Below are 17,400 nucleotides of genomic sequence, written 5' to 3'. Positions count from 1 at the left end.
GGCGAGTATGAAAACGTCGGACTGTTTTTCTGACGCAGGAGCAAGCATGAAATTTGAACTGGATACCACCGACGGTCGCGCCCGCCGCGGTCGCCTGGTGTTTGAGCGCGGCGTGGTGGAAACACCTGCCTTTATGCCCGTTGGCACCTACGGCACCGTCAAAGGGATGACGCCGGAAGAGGTGGAAGCCACCGGCGCGCAGATTATTCTCGGCAACACCTTCCACCTGTGGCTGCGCCCGGGTCAGGAGATCATGAAGCTGCACGGCGATCTGCACGATTTTATGCAGTGGAAAGGACCGATCCTGACCGACTCCGGCGGCTTCCAGGTGTTCAGCCTTGGCGATATCCGTAAGATCACCGAGCAGGGCGTGCATTTCCGCAACCCGATCAACGGCGATCCGATTTTCCTCGATCCGGAAAAATCCATGGAGATTCAGTACGATCTCGGCTCTGATATCGTGATGATCTTCGACGAATGTACGCCGTATCCGGCGGACTGGGATTACGCCAAGCGCTCAATGGAGATGTCTCTGCGCTGGGCGAAGCGCAGCCGTGACCGTTTCGATAGCCTTGGCAATAAAAATGCGCTGTTCGGCATCATTCAGGGCAGCGTTTACGAAGATTTACGTGATATCTCGGTGAAAGGTCTGGTAGAGATTGGCTTTGATGGCTACGCTGTCGGCGGTTTGGCGGTCGGCGAGCCGAAGGAAGACATGCACCGTATTCTGGAGCACGTCTGCCCGCAGATCCCGGCCGATAAACCACGATACCTGATGGGCGTCGGGAAGCCGGAAGATCTGGTGGAAGGGGTACGTCGCGGTATCGATATGTTCGACTGCGTCATGCCGACGCGCAACGCGCGTAACGGCCACCTGTTCGTCACCGACGGCGTGGTGAAAATCCGCAACGCGAAGCACAAAAGCGATACCGCGCCGCTGGACGCCGAGTGTGATTGCTATACATGTCGCAATTATTCACGCGCTTACTTGCATCACCTTGACCGTTGCAACGAAATATTGGGCGCGCGTCTCAATACCATTCATAACCTGCGCTACTATCAGCGTTTAATGGCTGGTTTACGCAAGGCTATCGAAGAGGGTAAATTAGAGAGCTTCGTGACCGATTTTTACCAACGTCAGGGGCGCACCGTGCCTCCTTTGAACGTTGATTAATTTTAATAATGAGGGAATTTCAATGAGCTTTTTTATTTCTGATGCGGTAGCGGCAACGGGTGCACCGGCGCAGGGCAGCCCGATGTCTCTGATTCTGATGCTGGTGGTGTTCGGTCTGATTTTTTACTTCATGATCCTGCGTCCACAGCAGAAGCGCACCAAGGAACATAAGAACCTGATGAACTCCATCGCCAAAGGTGATGAAGTGCTGACCAACGGCGGTCTGGTCGGTCGCGTGACCAAAGTAGCGGAAACTGGCTACATTGCTATCGCGCTGAACGATACCACTGAAGTGGTTATCAAACGTGACTTCGTTGCTGCCGTTCTGCCGAAAGGCACCATGAAGGCGCTGTAATCTAACTTTTCCCAAAGGGAACTGCCGTGTTAAACCGTTATCCTTTGTGGAAGTATGTCATGCTGGTCGTCGTCATTGTCGTCGGCCTGATCTATGCGCTTCCCAACCTGTATGGTGAGGATCCGGCTGTTCAAATCACTGGCGCGCGCGGCGTCGCCGCCAGTGAGCAAACGCTGATCCAGGTCCAGAAAACTTTACAAGAAGAAAAAATTACCGCGAAGTCTGTGGCACTGGAAGAGGGCGCTATTCTTGCGCGCTTCGACACCACTGATACCCAGCTGCGCGCGCGTGAAGCGCTGCTTACCGTGCTGGGTGACAAATACGTCGTGGCGCTAAACCTTGCTCCGGCAACCCCACGCTGGCTGGCGGCACTCTATGCCGAACCGATGAAGCTGGGTCTTGATCTGCGCGGCGGCGTGCACTTCCTGATGGAAGTCGACATGGACACCGCGTTAGGCAAACTGCAGGAACAGAACATCGACAGCCTGCGCAGCGAGCTGCGCGACAAAGGCATTCCTTACGCGACCGTGCGCAAGGAAGACAACTACGGTCTGAGCATCGTCTTCCGCGACAGCGCGGCGCGCGACCAGGCTATCTCTTATCTCAGCCCTCGCCATCGCGATCTGGTGATCTCCTCTCAGGGTGACAACAGCCTGAAAGCGGTGATGACCGATGAGCGCCTGAAAGAAGCCCGTGAGTACGCGGTTCAGCAGAACATTAACATTCTGCGTAACCGTGTGAACCAGCTAGGCGTCGCCGAACCGCTGGTTCAGCGTCAGGGCGCTGACCGCATCGTCGTTGAGCTGCCGGGTATCCAGGATACCGCGCGGGCGAAGGAGATCCTTGGCGCGACCGCGACCCTCGAGTTCCGTCTGGTCAATACCAACGTTGACCAGTCCGCCGCCGCCTCTGGCCGCGTACCGGGCGACTCGGAAGTGAAGCAGACGCGTGAAGGCCAGCCGGTGGTGCTGTACAAGCGGGTGATCCTGACCGGTGACCATATCACCGACTCGACCTCCAGCATGGATGAGTACAACCAGCCGCAGGTCAACATCTCGCTGGACAGCGCGGGCGGTAACATCATGTCCAACTTCACCAAGGACAATATCGGCAAGCCGATGGCGACCCTGTTCGTGGAGTATAAAGACAGCGGTAAGAAAGACGCCAACGGTCGGGCTATCCTGGCGAAAGAGGAAGAGGTGATTAACATCGCCAACATCCAGTCGCGTCTGGGTAACAGCTTCCGTATTACCGGTATCAGCAACCCGAACGAAGCGCGCCAGCTGTCGCTGCTGCTGCGTGCCGGCGCGTTGATTGCGCCGATTCAGATCGTCGAAGAGCGGACTATCGGCCCAACCCTTGGTATGCAGAACATCAAGCAGGGTCTGGAAGCCTGTCTGGCCGGCCTGGTGGTCTCCATCCTGTTCATGATCCTCTTCTATAAGAAGTTCGGTCTGATTGCGACCTCGGCGCTGATTGCCAACCTGGTGCTGATTGTCGGCATTATGTCCCTCATCCCGGGGGCGACGCTGACCATGCCGGGCATCGCGGGTATCGTGTTAACCCTTGCGGTGGCGGTCGATGCTAACGTTCTGATCAACGAGCGCATCAAAGAAGAGTTGAGCAACGGGCGTACCGTTCAGCAGGCGATTGACGAAGGTTATCGCGGCGCGTTCAGCTCGATCTTCGACGCCAACGTGACGACGCTTATCAAAGTGATCATCCTGTACGCGGTCGGTACCGGTGCCATTAAAGGGTTTGCGATTACTACCGGTATCGGTATCGCGACCTCAATGTTTACCGCTATCGTCGGCACCCGTGCCATCGTGAACCTGCTGTACGGCGGCAAGCGCGTTAAAAAGCTGTCTATCTGAGGAGTGCGTTGTGGCACAGGAATATACTGTTGAACAATTGAACCACGGCCGTAAAGTCTGGGACTTTATGCGCTGGGACTACTGGGCCTTCGGCATTTCAGGTTTTCTGCTGATTGTGTCGATCGCCATCATCGGCGTCCGCGGCTTTAACTGGGGTCTCGATTTCACCGGCGGTACGGTGATCGAAATTACCCTTGAGAAGCCGGTCGATCTCGACCAGATGCGCGATTCCCTGCAAAAAGCGGGTTTTGAAGAGCCGCAGGTGCAGAACTTTGGCAGCAGCCGCGACATCATGGTACGTATGCCGCCGGTGCATGACGCCAACGGCAGCCAGGAGCTGGGCAGTAAGGTCGTGACGGTGATTAACGAATCGACCAGCCAGAACGCAGCGGTGAAGCGCATTGAGTTTGTCGGCCCGAGCGTCGGTGCGGACCTTGCGCAAACCGGCGCCCTGGCGCTGATTGCCGCGCTGGTCTGTATCCTGATCTACGTCGGCTTCCGCTTCGAATGGCGTCTGGCGGCGGGGGTGGTTATCGCCCTGGCGCACGACGTGGTGATCACCATGGGCGTGCTGTCGCTGTTCCATATCGAAATCGACCTGACCATTGTGGCCTCGTTGATGTCGGTTATCGGCTACTCGCTGAACGACAGTATCGTGGTATCGGACCGTATCCGTGAAAACTTCCGTAAGATCCGCCGCGGTACGCCGTACGAGATCTTCAACGTGTCGTTGACCCAGACGCTGCACCGTACCTTGATCACCTCCGGGACCACCCTGATGGTGATCCTGATGCTGTTCCTGTTCGGCGGCCCGATTCTGGAAGGCTTCTCGCTGACCATGCTGATCGGTGTTTCCATCGGTACGGCTTCTTCTATCTACGTCGCCTCCGCGCTGGCGTTGAAGCTGGGCATGAAGCGCGAGCATCTGCTGCAGCAGAAGGTGGAAAAAGAAGGGGCGGACCAGCCGTCAATTCTGCCGTAATACGGTTCAGTTGAAATAAAGCAATCCCGGCCCAGGCGGCCGGGATTTTTTTTGCCCGCGACAAAACCTGCTGACAGTATGCTGTCAGGAGCCCTCCCATACACTCCTTTTGAACTCAATAACGAGCAGGAGGAAGTATGAATAACGTGATTAACTGGTTTGAAATTCCGGTCGCCGATATGGATCGCGCCGTCGCGTTTTATGAGCCGGTGATGCAGGTGACGCTGCGTCGCGAAACCATGGACTGCGCCGAGCTGGCGGTGTTCCCGCATCAGGACCCGGCCCCCGGCGGCGCGCTGGCCAAATTTGAGGGTATCGCGCCTTCAGCGCAGGGCGCTATTATTTACCTGCATACAGACCATCTTGCCGCCACACTCGACCGCGTCGCCTCGGCGGGTGGGGCGTGTGTTTTCGGGCCGCTGACGCTGCCGAATAATATTGGCACCATCGCGCTGTTTACTGACAGCGAGGGCAACCGCGTCGGCCTGCATCAACCGGCTTAACCTGAACTTTTTGTGAAGTGAAACATGACCCGACGCGCCGACCGTTTATTTCAGATTGTGCAGATCCTGCGCGGCAGGCGGCTCACCACCGCCTCGCTGCTGGCGGAGCGGCTGGGCGTGTCGGAGCGCACCGTGTATCGCGATATTCGCGATCTCTCCCTCTCCGGCGTGCCGGTGGAGGGGGAGGCGGGTAGCGGCTACCGGCTGCTGGCGGGCTACGATCTGCCGCCGCTAATGCTGACCACCAAAGAATCCGAAGCGCTGATCGCCGCGATCCGGCTGCTGAAAACCTGGGGCGGCGAGGCGCTGTCGCAATCGCTGGAATCCGCACAGGAGAAGATGCTGGCGATCCTGCCGGAGGCGCGCCGACGCCAGGCGGAGCAGACCCGCCTGTTTGCCCCCGATCTCGGCGCCCATCGCTATGCCAAAACCTTCTTTGACATCATTCATCAGGCGGTCTCCGGCCAGCAGGTGCTGGCGTTGCGCTATCAGGATGAGTCCGGTCGGGTGACCGAGCGCGACGTGCTGCCGCTGGGGCTGTTTTTCTGGGGGGAGCGCTGGCTGCTGGTAGCCTGGTGTGAGCTGCGCAATGATTATCGCAACTTTCGCCTCGACCGCTGTCTGGCGGTCAGGGCGACCGAGCGTCGATTCAGCGAGTGCGCCGACCGCTCGTTAAATGATTTTCTGCGCAAGGTTCGGTGCGACGTGTGGGAGAAATAAAAACGCCCGGATGGCCCGGGCGTTGTCTTGCCGTTTCAGCAATTAGAAGTTGTAACCAACCACGAAGTAACCACCCCAGCCGGTTGAGCGGACGCTGAAATCGCCATCGCCGAAGTTCAGCTTGGCATCGTCAGCCCACTGGCCGCCGTTATGGAAGTAACGGGCCACTACCGAGTAGTGCCAGTGCGCGTAGTTCAGCGCCAGGATGTGGCTGGAGGCGATGGAGTTGCTGGTGCGCGCGTGCTTCCCGTTCAGATCGTAGAAGTTGTCATCGCCGAGGTCAGAACCCCAGTCGAAGTTGGTGAAGCCGATGTAGCTCAGCGAACCGCCCCACAGGTCGGTCAGCGGCACAAAGTATTTCACTTTGAAGCGGTAGCCGTCCCACTCGTTCTCATTGGACGCGCCGTAGTTCTGCCACTGGTATTTGGCGTAGACGTTCAACGACAGGCTCATCGGCAGGCCGGTGTCGATATCGGTACCCAGACCCATATACCAGGTGCTCTGCTCCTGGGAATCATTGCGGCCCATATCGTAGATATAGTTGTTCGCGAAATACCACTCTTTGAACGGCCCGAAGCTCAGATCGGTGTTGGTCAGCTTGTCGATAGAGAAGCGCGGTTCGATCTCCATAAACAGCGGAGAACCGTTGTTCCAGATACCTTTTGCCGTGCTATTGCCGCCGAAGAACACCGGAGCATCGATATAGCCGTAAAAATCAAACCAGTCTTTTTTGGCGAACGCTTCGTATTCCAGATAGGTATCGTTACGGATCTGCGGTCCGAAACGGGTGTGGTAGCTCCCTACCACGTTAACACTCTGGTGCCACCAGTCAGACAGATACTGCGGTTTGTCGTTTTCTGCCGCGCCCGCGGTAAAAGAAGTGGAGAGCGCCACAACCGCACCCGCTGCCAGTAATGTTTTTTTCATAGTAATGCCACTGTTTAAATTGAGCCTGAAGGCGTTAAAAGAAGTGCCGAAGCGTTTCTAAATATTTCGTCTTTCTGTGGAGGTCTATTATAGGAATCATTGCTCACAAAAATACGTGTTGTTTCACATAACCAGAACATGCGTAATCGATTGCGTTCACGATTCTATGCATTTCTTGACAAAATGCTACTGAAAATCGCGATGCAGAACGATTTCTAATGAACTCTTGTGAAAAGTTGTAAGTGGAGAAGAATGACGGGGCAGGATGTCGCCGGGCAGGGGAAAGCCCGGCGCAAAGGCTTACTGTGCGGCGGCGGGCTGGATATCGTGGACGCGAATAAAACCGACTTTGTCCGGCGTTACGTTCAGGCGCAGCGGGATGTTGACATCGCTGGGGGCGAGGATGCTGGCCGGGGCGCTGATCAACTGATCCTGAACATTCACTTCCTGGTAGCTGTGGGTAGTGCCGGTGATCTGTCCGGAGGCGACGGTGGCGGTAAAGGCCGGCAGCGGATCGTTGGATTCGCCCTGAATACGTAACGTCAGGCGTGACCCGTCGCCATCCGGCGTAATGCTCGCCACCGACATGCGCAGGGTGCCGATCTGGCTCTCCAGCCGCGCCGGGGTTTTCGCCTCCGGCAGCAAATAGACGCCGCGGGTAGATTTCGCGTTCAGCGCGTTTTGCTGGGTAATTTTGATCGTTTGCTGATTGAGCTGGGTCATCTCCTGGCTCAGGGTGCTCACGCTCTGGTGCATCTGGCGGATTTCGCTTTGCTGGGCGCAGGCGGTCAGGGTAAACAGGCTGCCCGCGATGGCGAGTTTCAGGTAACGTCTTGTCATGGTCAGGATTCCGTTTGCAGAGGATGCTTAATGGTAGCCAAACCGCCTGTCTCTCCCATAGATCCTTTGTCTCAAAAGCTCTTTCTTTGTAGTCAGGTCACTTCGCGGTAAACTACCCTTCAGTTTAACTACCTGTCAGGACGCGCTATGCATTGCCCTTTCTGTTTCGCCGTGGATACCAAAGTGATTGACTCTCGTCTGGTGGGGGAAGGCTCTTCCGTGCGTCGCCGTCGGCAGTGTCTGGTCTGTAATGAGCGCTTTACCACCTTCGAAGTGGCGGAGCTGGTGATGCCCCGGGTGGTGAAGAGTAACGATGTGCGTGAACCCTTCAACGAAGACAAGCTGCGCAGTGGGATGCTGAAAGCGCTGGAGAAACGTCCGGTCAGCGCCGATGACGTCGAAATGGCGGTCAACCATATCAAAACCCATCTGCGCGGCACCGGCGAGCGCGAAGTGGCCAGCAAAATGATCGGCAATCTGGTGATGGAACAGCTGAAAAAACTGGATAAAGTCGCCTATATTCGCTTCGCGTCGGTCTATCGCAGCTTCGAAGATATCAAAGAATTCGGCGAAGAGATCGCCCGCTTACAGGACTAAGCCATGCAGGACGAAATGTACATGGCGCGTGCGCTTAAGCTCGCCGCCCGCGGTCGCTTTACCACCCATCCTAACCCTAACGTTGGCTGTGTCATTGTAAAAGACGGCGAGATCGTCGGCGAAGGGTTCCACTATCGCGCCGGCGAGCCGCACGCCGAAGTGCACGCCCTGCGGATGGCGGGGGAACAGGCGCGAGGCGCCACCGCCTATGTCACCCTTGAGCCCTGCAGCCACCACGGCCGTACGCCGCCGTGCTGCGATGCGCTGATTGCCGCCGGCATCAGCCGCGTGGTCGCCGCGATGCAGGATCCGAACCCGCAGGTGGCGGGGCGCGGCTTGTACCGTCTGCAGCAGGCCGGTATTGAAGTCAGCCACGGGCTGATGATGAACGAGGCGGAAGCGCTGAACAAGGGCTTCCTGAAGCGGATGCGCACCGGTTTTCCCTGGGTGCAGCTCAAGCTGGGTGCTTCGCTGGACGGCCGCACGGCGATGGCCAGCGGCGAAAGCCAGTGGATCACCTCCCCGCAGGCGCGACGCGACGTGCAGCGTCTGCGCGCACAGAGCCATGCCATTCTGACCAGCAGCGCCACCGTACTGGCGGACGATCCGGCGCTGACCGTGCGCTGGCAGGAGCTGAGCGCCGATACCCAGGCGCTGTATCCCCAAGAGAATTTGCGCCAGCCGCTGCGCGTCGTGATCGACAGTCAGAACCGCGTCACGCCTGAGCATCGTATTGTGCAGCAGGCGGGGGAAACGCTGTTTGCCCGCCTGGGCGCCGATGAGCGCCAGTGGCCGGACAGCGTGCGCACGCTGCTGGTTCCGGAACATAACGGCCATCTCGATCTGGTGCTGCTGATGATGCTGCTTGGCAAACAGCAGATCAACAGCGTCTGGGTGGAGGCGGGGGCCACGCTTGCCGGGGCGCTGCTGCAGGCGGGGCTGGTCGACGAGCTTATCGTCTATATTGCGCCTAAACTGTTAGGCAATGCGGCGCGTGGATTATGCGCGCTGCCGGGGCTTGAAGAACTGAGCCAGGCGCCCCATTTTAAATTCAATGAGATACGTCAGGTTGGCCCGGATGTCTGCCTGCATTTAACCACTGCGTGAGGCTTTCCTGATTATTAGGAAGCAGCGCTCAGAATAATATGATAAAATCCGCCCCCCTTGCGGGGCACATGAACCCGAAGGAAGAGTATGAACATTATTGAAGCTAACGTTGCTACCCCGGACGCCCGCGTCGCCATCACCATTGCGCGTTTCAACAACTTTATCAATGACAGCCTGCTGGAAGGTGCGATTGACGCCCTGAAACGCATTGGTCAGGTAAAAGATGAAAACATCACCGTTGTTTGGGTTCCAGGCGCGTATGAGCTGCCGCTGGCGGCTGGCGCACTGGCGAAAACCGGTAAATATGACGCGGTGATCGCGCTGGGTACGGTGATTCGCGGCGGTACCGCCCACTTTGAATATGTGGCAGGCGGTGCCAGCAATGGCCTGGCGCACGTCGCTCAGGACAGCGAAATCCCGGTAGCCTTTGGTGTTCTGACCACTGAAAGTATTGAACAAGCCATTGAGCGCGCTGGCACCAAAGCCGGTAACAAAGGCGCAGAAGCTGCGCTGACCGCGCTGGAAATGATTAACGTATTGAAAGCCATCAAGGCCTGATTTTTGTAAGGGGAATTCCGTGAAACCTGCTGCTCGTCGCCGCGCCCGTGAGTGTGCCGTTCAGGCGCTCTACTCCTGGCAGTTGTCCCAGAACGACATCGCTGATGTCGAATACCAGTTCCTGGCGGAACAGGACGTAAAAGATGTTGATGTTCTGTATTTCCGCGAACTGCTGTCCGGAGTGGCGACTAACAGCGCGTACCTCGACGGCCTGATGAAGCCCTACCTGTCCCGTCAGCTGGAAGAGCTGGGTCAGGTGGAAAAAGCGGTGCTGCGTATCGCGCTGTTTGAGCTGTCCAAACGCGATGACGTACCGTATAAAGTGGCCATCAATGAAGCTATCGAACTGGCGAAAACCTTCGGCGCTGAAGATAGCCACAAGTTCGTCAACGGTGTGCTGGACAAAGCGGCTCCGGTAATTCGTCCCCACAAGAAGTAAACTGCAGGCCGGGTTTTGCGAGGGTCGTCTCGCAACCCGGCCTTATTTATTATTTTGCTGAGGCATAACGTATGGCATGTGGCGAATTCTCCCTGATTGCCCGTTATTTTGATCGCGTTAAAAGCGCTCGTCTTGATGTCGAGACCGGTATCGGCGACGACTGCGCTCTCCTGAATATTCCCGAGAAAAAAACGCTGGCAATCAGCACCGACACTCTGGTGGCGGGCAATCACTTCTTACCCGATATCGACCCGGCCGACCTCGCCTATAAAGCCCTGGCGGTGAACCTGAGCGATCTCGCAGCGATGGGCGCGGAGCCGGCGTGGCTCACCCTGGCGCTGACCTTGCCGGAGGTGGATGAAGCCTGGCTGGAAGCCTTCAGCGACAGCCTGTTTGTCCAGCTTGACTACTACGATATGCAGCTGATTGGCGGCGACACCACCCGTGGCCCGCTCGCCATGACCCTGGGTATCCACGGCTTTGTGCCGCCTGGGCGCGCCATGAAACGTTCAGGTGCGAAGCCGGGAGACTGGATCTATGTCACCGGTACCCCGGGGGACAGCGCCGCCGGCCTGGCGCTGTTGCAGAACCGGCTGACGGTGGATACGCCGACTGACGCCGACTATTTGCTGGCCCGTCACCTGCGTCCGATGCCCCGCGTGCTGCAGGGCCAGGCGCTGCGCGACCTGGCGACGTCGGCGATCGATCTCTCCGACGGCCTGATCTCCGATCTGGGTCATATTCTCAAAGCCAGCGGCTGCGGCGCGCGTATCGAGCTTGATGCCATGCCGTACTCTGACGCGATGCTACGCCAGGTTGATTCTGAGCAGGCGCTGCGCTGGGCGCTCGCCGGTGGCGAAGACTACGAGCTGTGCTTTACCGTACCGGAACTGAACCGTGGGGCGCTGGACGTGGCCCTTGGCCATCTTGGCGCGCGTTTTACCTGTATCGGACAGATTGCGCCGGAGAGCGAAGGTCTGCAGTTTATCCGCGACGGTAAGCCGGTCACGCTTGATTTAAAGGGATACGATCACTTTGCGTAGTCGAGACGAGGCGCTTAGCCGCCTGAGTATGCGTAATCCATGGCATCTGCTGGCGACCGGTTTTGGCAGCGGCTTAAGCCCGGTGGTGCCGGGCACGATGGGGTCGCTGGCGGCGATCCCGTTCTGGTATCTGATGACTTTTCTCCCCTGGCAGCTCTACTCGCTGGTGGTGATGATGAGCATCTGTATCGGGGTCTATCTGTGCCATCGCACGGCCAAAGATATGGGCACCCATGACCACGGCAGCATCGTCTGGGACGAGTTCGTCGGGATGTGGATCACCCTGATGGCGCTGCCGACCCTGGACTGGCAGTGGGTGGCCGCCGGCTTCGTCATTTTCCGTATCTTCGATATGTGGAAACCGTGGCCGATTCGCTGGTTTGACCGCAATATTCACGGCGGAATGGGGATCATGGTGGACGATATCGTCGCCGGCGTGATCTCCGCCGGCGTGCTGTATGTTATTGGCCATCACTGGCCCATCGGTCTGCTTTGACCGCTTCTCCCCGGCAGCGCCATGCTGTCGGGGAAACCACGCCCGTCACTTAAATCCCACCACCGGATGCGGCTGATAGGGCGCCTCCAGTTTGTCGATCTGTTCCGGAGATAGCGTCAAATCCACCGCCTGCAACAGGTCATCGAGCTGTTCCTGACGCGACGGACCGATAATTGGCGCGGCGACGCCGGGCTTGCTTAACAGCCAGGCGAGGGCGACCTGCGCGCGACTGGCGTCGAGCTCTTCCGCCACGTCCGCGAGATTCCCGGCGATCTGCGCGTCGTTCTCTTCGCTGGTGCTGTAAAGCGATTTGCCGAACTCATCCGAGACCAGCCGGGCGGTGGTCTCACCCCATGGGCGGGTCAGCCTGCCGCGCGCCAGCGGGCTCCACGGGATCACCGCCACGCCGTTACGCTGGCACAGGGGCAGCATCTCATTCTCTTCTTCCCGGTAAATCAGGTTGTAGTGATCCTGCATGGTGACGAAGCGCGCCCAGCCGTTCTGCTGCTGAAGCGCCAGCGCCTGGGCAAACTGCCGGGCATGCATGGACGAGGCGCCGATATAGCGCGCTTTGCCGGCTTTCACCACCTCGTCCAGCGCTTCGAGCGTCTCTTCAATCGGGGTGCTGTAGTCCCAGCGGTGGATCTGCAACAGGTCGACATAGTCCATACCGAGACGGCGCAGGCTGTCGTCGATAGAGCGCAGGATCTGCGCCCGGGAAAGCCCTTCCGCCAGATCGCCGACCTGGTGATAGACCTTGGTGGCGACAACCACCTCGTCGCGGCGGGCAAAGTCGCGCAGAGCGCGGCCGACGATCTCTTCGCTACTGCCGTCGGAGTAGCTGTTTGCGGTATCGAAGAAGTTGATGCCGCCTTCAATGGCGTGCTGGATGAGCGGGCGACTGCTCTCTTCCGGAAGCGTCCAGGCGTGTCTGCCGCGGTCCGGCTCGCCGAAGGTCATGCAGCCGAGGCAGAGTCGGGAAACACGTAAGGCAGTATCGCCGAGGGGGATATAGTGCATGGTGCGCTCCTGCTATTCATCAAGGGTATCCCTTAAGCATAGCAGGAGCGGGAGGGGCGATTATGCCAGCCAGTCGAGGATTTTGGCTTCAATACCGGCGGCATCGAGGCCGAGGTCGGCGCGGATCTCTTCCTGAGTGCCCTGCGGAATAAAGACGTCCGGCAGGCCAATATTGAGCACCGGTACCGCCCGGCGATGGGCCATCAGCACTTCATTCACGCCGCTGCCGGCGCCGCCCATAATGGCGTTCTCTTCCAGCGTCACCAGAACGTCGTGCTCGCCTGCCAGCTGCAGGATCAGCGCGGTATCCAGCGGCTTCACAAAGCGCATGTCCACCAGGGTGGCGTTGAGTTTGTCCGCCACCGCTGCGGCCTCCGGCAGCAGGGTGCCGAAGTTGAGGATCGCTACCTTCTCGCCCTGGCGCTTCACTACCCCTTTGCCGATCGGCAGCGATGCCAGCGGCTCCAGCGTCGCGCCGGTGCCGCTGCCGCGCGGATAGCGCACCGCGCAGGGTCCGTCGCTGTAGTGGTAGCCGGTGTACAGCATCTGGCGGCATTCATTTTCATCGCTCGGTGTCATCACCACCATATCCGGAATACAGCGCAGGAAGGAGAGATCGAACGCCCCCTGATGCGTCTGGCCGTCTGCGCCGACAATCCCGGCGCGGTCGATGGCAAACAGCACCGGCAGCTTCTGAATAGCCACATCGTGGATCACCTGATCGTAGGCTCGCTGCAGGAAGGTGGAGTAGATGGCCACCACTGGTTTGTAGTCGCCAATCGCCAGTCCGGCGGCGAAGGTGACTGCATGCTGCTCGGCGATGGCGACATCAAAGTACTGATCGGGGAATTTCTTCGAAAATTCCACCATCCCTGAACCTTCGCGCATCGCCGGGGTGATGGCCATCAGCTTGCTGTCTTTGGCCGCCGTTTCGCACAGCCAGTCGCCGAAGATTTTCGAATAGGAAGGGAGACCGCCGCTGCTTTTGGGCAGTACGCCGCTGGTATGGTCGAACTTTGGCACCGCGTGGAAAGTGATCGGGTCTTTCTCGGCGGGCTCATAGCCGCGGCCTTTTTTGGTCATAATATGCAGGAACTGCGGGCCCTTCAGGTCGCGCATGTTCTTCAGGGTGCTGACCAGACCGAGCACATCGTGGCCATCCACCGGGCCGATGTAGTTAAAGCCCAGCTCTTCAAACAGCGTCCCAGGCACCACCATGCCTTTGATATGCTCTTCGGTCCGCTTAAGCAGTTCTTTAATCGGCGGTACGCCGGAAAAGACCTTTTTGCCGCCTTCGCGCAGGGTGGAGTAGAGCTTACCGGAGAGCAGCTGCGCCAGATGATTATTCAGCGCCCCGACGTTCTCGGAGATCGACATTTCATTGTCATTCAGCACCACCAGCAGGTCGGGTTTGATATCCCCGGCGTGGTTCATCGCTTCAAACGCCATCCCGGCGGTGATCGCCCCGTCGCCAATCACGCACACCGCGCGCCGCTGTTTATCCTCTTTCGCGGCGGCGATAGCCACCCCGATGCCAGCGGAAATGGAGGTGGAGGAGTGACCGACGCTCAGCACGTCGTACTCGCTTTCACCGCGCCACGGGAAGGGGTGCAGGCCGCCTTTCTGGCGAATGGTGCCGATTTTGTCGCGGCGGCCGGTCAGAATTTTATGCGGGTAGGCCTGGTGACCGACGTCCCAGATCAGGCGATCGAAGGGCGTGTTATAGACGTAGTGCAGCGCCACGGTCAGTTCCACCGTGCCGAGGCCAGAGGCAAAGTGACCGCTGGAGCGGCTGACGCTGTCCAACAGGTAGCGCCGCAGCTCATCACACAGCTTCGGCAGGCTCTCTTTTGGCAACAGGCGCAACTCCTGGGTGGAATCTACCAGCGCCAGGGTCGGGTATTTGGCAATATCAAAACTCATCAGAGACTCATTTATTGTTTATTTATCGCGCTGAATAATGTAATTCGCGAGCGCTTCCAGTGCCGAAGTATCCAGAGATTGTGCGGCCAGTTCATCTAACGAACGGCGGGCATCAGCGATCAGGTCGTGCGCTTTCTTCCGGGCTTGCTCAAGACCCAGGAGGGCGGGATAGGTGCTTTTACCCAATTGCTGGTCGGCACCCTGACGTTTGCCAAGGGTCGCAGTATCCCCTACCACGTCGAGAATGTCATCCTGGACCTGGAAGGCCAGGCCGATATTTTCCGCATAGCGATCCAGCGCGGGCAGGGCGGCACGCCCGCGCTCGCCGGCGCTCAGCGCCCCCATGCGGACGGCGGCGCGGATTAGCGCGCCCGTTTTGTGGCGGTGGATACGTTCCAGCGCCTGCAGATTCACCTGCTGTCCTTCCGCCTGTAGATCCAGCGCCTGGCCGCCGCACATGCCCGCCACGCCGCTGGCCTGCGCCAGTTCGGAAACCATCGCCAGACGATCCCGGTCAGGGACGTCCGTCATCGGCGCATCACTGAGTATAGAGAACGCCAGCGTTTGCAGGGCATCTCCCGCAAGAATTGCGTTGGCTTCGCCAAATTTAATATGGCAGGTCGGCAGTCCGCGACGCAGATCGTCATCATCCATCGCCGGCAAATCATCATGCATCAGAGAATAAGCATGAATGCATTCGACCGCGGCGGCAGGGGCATCCAGCGTGGTGCGGCTCACGCCGAACATCTCGCCGGTAGCGTAGACAAGGAAGGGACGCAGACGTTTACCGCCTAAGAGTGCGCCATAATGCATCGCTTCCACCAGCGGAGTGTTCTGAAAGGGCTGCGGCGCGATAAAACGGCGCAGCGCCTCGTTAGCCTGTTCCACACAGGCCTGCAATTGTTGCGGGAAATCCATTTATTCAGCGTCCGGCGTAAAAGGCGTGGTCGGGGAATCTTCACTATCCGCCAGCAGGATCTGCACGCGCTGTTCGGCCTGCTGCAGCTGGCTTTGCCCCTGGCGGGCCAGCTGGACCCCGCGCTCAAATTCGCTGAGCGCTTCTTCTAACGGCAAATCGCCGCTTTCCAGACGGTTTACGATCTGCTCCAGTTCGCCCAGTGCAGTTTCAAAGCTGGCCGGGGCCTCATTTTTCTTTGGCATAGTGAATATAGACTCTTGTTATTTCGCGACGGCAATACCGGGTATGGTAACGAAGTCACGCGTGTAAGCAAATAACGCGCAATGGTGATATACTCCGCGCCCAGGATGCAGGCACCGGTGTGCGCTGCTTTACAACTTTTGCTTAAAGCCCCGTCGGGCTTGCCAACGAACTATTGTCGCCATGAAGTTTATCATTAAATTGTTCCCGGAAATCACCATCAAAAGCCAATCTGTGCGGTTGCGCTTCATTAAAATCTTAACCGGGAACATTCGTAACGTTCTCAAAAACTATGACGAGACGCTGGCCGTCGTTCGCCATTGGGATCATATCGAAGTTCGCGCGAAAGATGAAAATCAGCGCCCGGCTATTCGCGATGCGCTGACCCGTATTCCCGGCATCCACCATATTCTGGAAGTCGAAGACGTACCGTTCACCTCGCTGCACGATATTTTTGAGCAGACGCTGCCGCTGTGGCGCGAGGCGCTGGAAGGCAAAACCTTCTGCGTGCGGGTGAAGCGTCGCGGCAAACATGAATTCACCTCAATTGAGGTGGAGCGTTACGTCGGCGGCGGCCTGAATCAGCATATTGAAACGGCGCGCGTGAAGCTGACCGACCCGGACGTTACCGTCAATCTTGAGATTGAAAACGATCGCCTGCTGCTGGTGAAAGGCCGCTATGAAGGTATCGGCGGTTTCCCGATCGGCACGCAGGAAGATGTGTTGTCGCTGATTTCCGGCGGCTTTGACTCCGGCGTCTCCAGCTACATGCTGATGCGCCGCGGCTGCCGCGTGCACTACTGCTTCTTTAACCTTGGCGGCGCCGCCCATGAGATTGGCGTCCGCCAGGTCGCGCATTACCTGTGGAACCGCTTCGGCAGCTCTCACCGCGTTCGCTTTGTGGCGATTAACTTTGAGCCGGTGGTCGGCGAAATCCTTGAAAAAGTGGATGACGGCCAGATGGGCGTGGTGCTCAAGCGCATGATGGTCCGCGCCGCGTCAAAAGTCGCGGAACGCTACGGCGTGCAGGCGCTGGTCACCGGCGAAGCGCTGGGCCAGGTCTCCAGTCAGACTCTCACCAACCTGCGCCTGATCGACAACGTCTCCGATACCCTGATCCTGCGTCCGCTGATTTCGCATGATAAAGAGCACATCATCGACCTGGCCCGCGAGATCGGTACGGAAGATTTCGCCCGCACGATGCCGGAGTACTGCGGCGTGATCTCCAAGAGCCCGACCGTGAAGGCGGTGAAGGCGAAGATTGAAGCGGAAGAAGAACACTTCGATTTCAGCATCCTCGATAAAGTGGTGGAAGAGGCGAGCAATATCGATATCCGCGAAATCGCCCAGCAGACGGAAGAGACGGTGGTGGAAGTGGAAACCGTGAACGGCTTTGGCGCCAACGACGCGATCCTCGACATTCGCTCCATCGACGAGCAGGAAGACAAGCCGCTTAAGGTTGAGGGGGTTGAAGTTGTTTCTCTGCCGTTCTACAAGCTGAGCACCAAGTTTGGCGATCTCGATCAGAGTAAAACTTGGCTGCTGTGGTGCGAACGCGGAGTGATGAGCCGTCTGCAGGCGCTTTATTTGCGCGAGCAGGGCTTCAGCAACGTGAAAGTTTATCGCCCGTAACAGGTTGTTATGATGCAAAAGGCCTTCCTTGATGGAAGGCCTTTTTACTAT

At 58.3% G+C, this 17,400-nt stretch carries 19 protein-coding genes; 13 read left to right on the top strand and 6 right to left on the bottom strand.

Annotated features, from left to right (window positions below; genetic code table 11):
• Positions 1-46 precede the first annotated feature (46 nt).
• The 6 genes from tgt (at position 47) to ACLEXF_RS13675 (ending at position 5,608) form a co-directional block, all read left to right on the top strand.
• Entirely contained in the window at positions 47-1,174 is a 1,128-nt protein-coding gene (gene tgt / locus ACLEXF_RS13700; RefSeq protein WP_002890395.1) for a tRNA guanosine(34) transglycosylase Tgt, read from the top strand.
• 22 nt (positions 1,175-1,196) lie between these two features.
• Positions 1,197-1,529 carry a preprotein translocase subunit YajC gene (yajC, locus tag ACLEXF_RS13695; RefSeq protein ID WP_002890398.1) on the top strand — a complete coding sequence of 111 codons (333 nt, stop codon included), beginning with the start codon at positions 1,197-1,199 and terminating at the stop codon, positions 1,527-1,529.
• A 26-nt stretch (positions 1,530-1,555) separates the two neighbouring features.
• Positions 1,556-3,403, top strand: a complete 1,848-nt coding sequence (gene secD, locus ACLEXF_RS13690; protein ID WP_004204840.1) for a protein translocase subunit SecD — start codon at positions 1,556-1,558, stop codon at positions 3,401-3,403.
• 10 nt (positions 3,404-3,413) lie between these two features.
• A complete protein-coding gene (gene secF, locus ACLEXF_RS13685; RefSeq protein WP_004204839.1) occupies positions 3,414-4,385 on the top strand; it encodes a protein translocase subunit SecF in 972 nt (323 codons plus the stop codon).
• A 137-nt stretch (positions 4,386-4,522) separates the two neighbouring features.
• Positions 4,523-4,888 (top strand): VOC family protein, encoded by a 366-nt coding sequence (locus ACLEXF_RS13680; RefSeq protein WP_004204838.1) that lies wholly within the window; start codon positions 4,523-4,525, stop codon positions 4,886-4,888.
• A 24-nt stretch (positions 4,889-4,912) separates the two neighbouring features.
• On the top strand, positions 4,913-5,608 hold the full coding sequence (locus tag ACLEXF_RS13675; protein ID WP_004204837.1) for a helix-turn-helix transcriptional regulator: 696 nt from the start codon (positions 4,913-4,915) through the stop codon (positions 5,606-5,608).
• A gap of 42 nt (positions 5,609-5,650) precedes the next feature.
• Here the strand turns inward: ACLEXF_RS13675 and ACLEXF_RS13670 are convergent, their stop codons facing one another.
• Together ACLEXF_RS13670 and ACLEXF_RS13665 are read right to left on the bottom strand one after the other, a co-directional pair.
• Entirely contained in the window at positions 5,651-6,535 is an 885-nt protein-coding gene (locus tag ACLEXF_RS13670) for a nucleoside-specific channel-forming protein Tsx (protein ID WP_004204836.1), read from the bottom strand.
• A 300-nt stretch (positions 6,536-6,835) separates the two neighbouring features.
• Complete coding sequence (locus ACLEXF_RS13665) at positions 6,836-7,375, bottom strand: DUF3251 domain-containing protein (protein ID WP_004204835.1); 540 nt, start codon at positions 7,373-7,375, stop codon at positions 6,836-6,838.
• A gap of 147 nt (positions 7,376-7,522) precedes the next feature.
• Here ACLEXF_RS13665 and nrdR point away from each other — a divergent pair, with 147 nt between their 5' ends.
• The 6 genes from nrdR (at position 7,523) to pgpA (ending at position 11,615) form a co-directional block, all read left to right on the top strand.
• Complete coding sequence (nrdR, locus tag ACLEXF_RS13660; RefSeq protein ID WP_002890417.1) at positions 7,523-7,972, top strand: transcriptional regulator NrdR; 450 nt, start codon at positions 7,523-7,525, stop codon at positions 7,970-7,972.
• A gap of 3 nt (positions 7,973-7,975) precedes the next feature.
• Positions 7,976-9,079 carry a bifunctional diaminohydroxyphosphoribosylaminopyrimidine deaminase/5-amino-6-(5-phosphoribosylamino)uracil reductase RibD gene (gene ribD / locus ACLEXF_RS13655; protein ID WP_004204834.1) on the top strand — a complete coding sequence of 368 codons (1,104 nt, stop codon included), beginning with the start codon at positions 7,976-7,978 and terminating at the stop codon, positions 9,077-9,079.
• Between the two features lie 87 nt (positions 9,080-9,166).
• Positions 9,167-9,637 carry a 6,7-dimethyl-8-ribityllumazine synthase gene (gene ribE, locus ACLEXF_RS13650; RefSeq protein ID WP_001021161.1) on the top strand — a complete coding sequence of 157 codons (471 nt, stop codon included), beginning with the start codon at positions 9,167-9,169 and terminating at the stop codon, positions 9,635-9,637.
• A 19-nt stretch (positions 9,638-9,656) separates the two neighbouring features.
• On the top strand, positions 9,657-10,076 hold the full coding sequence (nusB, locus tag ACLEXF_RS13645; protein ID WP_004204833.1) for a transcription antitermination factor NusB: 420 nt from the start codon (positions 9,657-9,659) through the stop codon (positions 10,074-10,076).
• A 71-nt stretch (positions 10,077-10,147) separates the two neighbouring features.
• Positions 10,148-11,119, top strand: coding sequence for a thiamine-phosphate kinase (gene thiL, locus ACLEXF_RS13640; protein WP_004204831.1), 972 nt, complete (start codon positions 10,148-10,150; stop codon positions 11,117-11,119).
• Positions 11,112-11,615 carry a phosphatidylglycerophosphatase A gene (gene pgpA / locus ACLEXF_RS13635; protein ID WP_004177266.1) on the top strand — a complete coding sequence of 168 codons (504 nt, stop codon included), beginning with the start codon at positions 11,112-11,114 and terminating at the stop codon, positions 11,613-11,615. Before thiL ends, pgpA begins: the two co-directional genes overlap by 8 nt.
• Before the next feature lie 45 nt (positions 11,616-11,660).
• Here pgpA and ACLEXF_RS13630 read toward each other — a convergent pair whose 3' ends face one another.
• The 4 genes from ACLEXF_RS13630 to xseB are packed head-to-tail and all read right to left on the bottom strand — an operon-like array spanning position 11,661 to position 15,719.
• The gene (locus ACLEXF_RS13630; RefSeq protein WP_017898927.1) at positions 11,661-12,635 is read right to left on the bottom strand and encodes an aldo/keto reductase; all 975 of its coding nucleotides are present in this window, start codon (positions 12,633-12,635) and stop codon (positions 11,661-11,663) included.
• Between the two features lie 60 nt (positions 12,636-12,695).
• Positions 12,696-14,558 carry a 1-deoxy-D-xylulose-5-phosphate synthase gene (gene dxs, locus ACLEXF_RS13625; protein WP_004204827.1) on the bottom strand — a complete coding sequence of 621 codons (1,863 nt, stop codon included), beginning with the start codon at positions 14,556-14,558 and terminating at the stop codon, positions 12,696-12,698.
• A gap of 18 nt (positions 14,559-14,576) precedes the next feature.
• Positions 14,577-15,476: a (2E,6E)-farnesyl diphosphate synthase gene (ispA, locus tag ACLEXF_RS13620; protein ID WP_004204826.1), complete on the bottom strand. Its 900-nt coding sequence runs from the start codon at positions 15,474-15,476 to the stop codon at positions 14,577-14,579.
• The gene (gene xseB / locus ACLEXF_RS13615) at positions 15,477-15,719 is read right to left on the bottom strand and encodes an exodeoxyribonuclease VII small subunit (protein ID WP_004204824.1); all 243 of its coding nucleotides are present in this window, start codon (positions 15,717-15,719) and stop codon (positions 15,477-15,479) included.
• 181 nt (positions 15,720-15,900) lie between these two features.
• Here xseB and thiI point away from each other — a divergent pair, with 181 nt between their 5' ends.
• On the top strand, positions 15,901-17,349 hold the full coding sequence (thiI, locus tag ACLEXF_RS13610) for a tRNA uracil 4-sulfurtransferase ThiI (RefSeq protein ID WP_004204823.1): 1,449 nt from the start codon (positions 15,901-15,903) through the stop codon (positions 17,347-17,349).
• Positions 17,350-17,400: the final 51 nt, after the last annotated feature.

Origin of the sequence: Klebsiella pneumoniae complex sp. WS1778 (assembly GCF_049472055.1) — a bacterium.
GTDB lineage: Bacteria > Pseudomonadota > Gammaproteobacteria > Enterobacterales > Enterobacteriaceae > Klebsiella > Klebsiella quasipneumoniae.
This window is presented reverse-complemented; position numbering and strand designations above follow the sequence as displayed.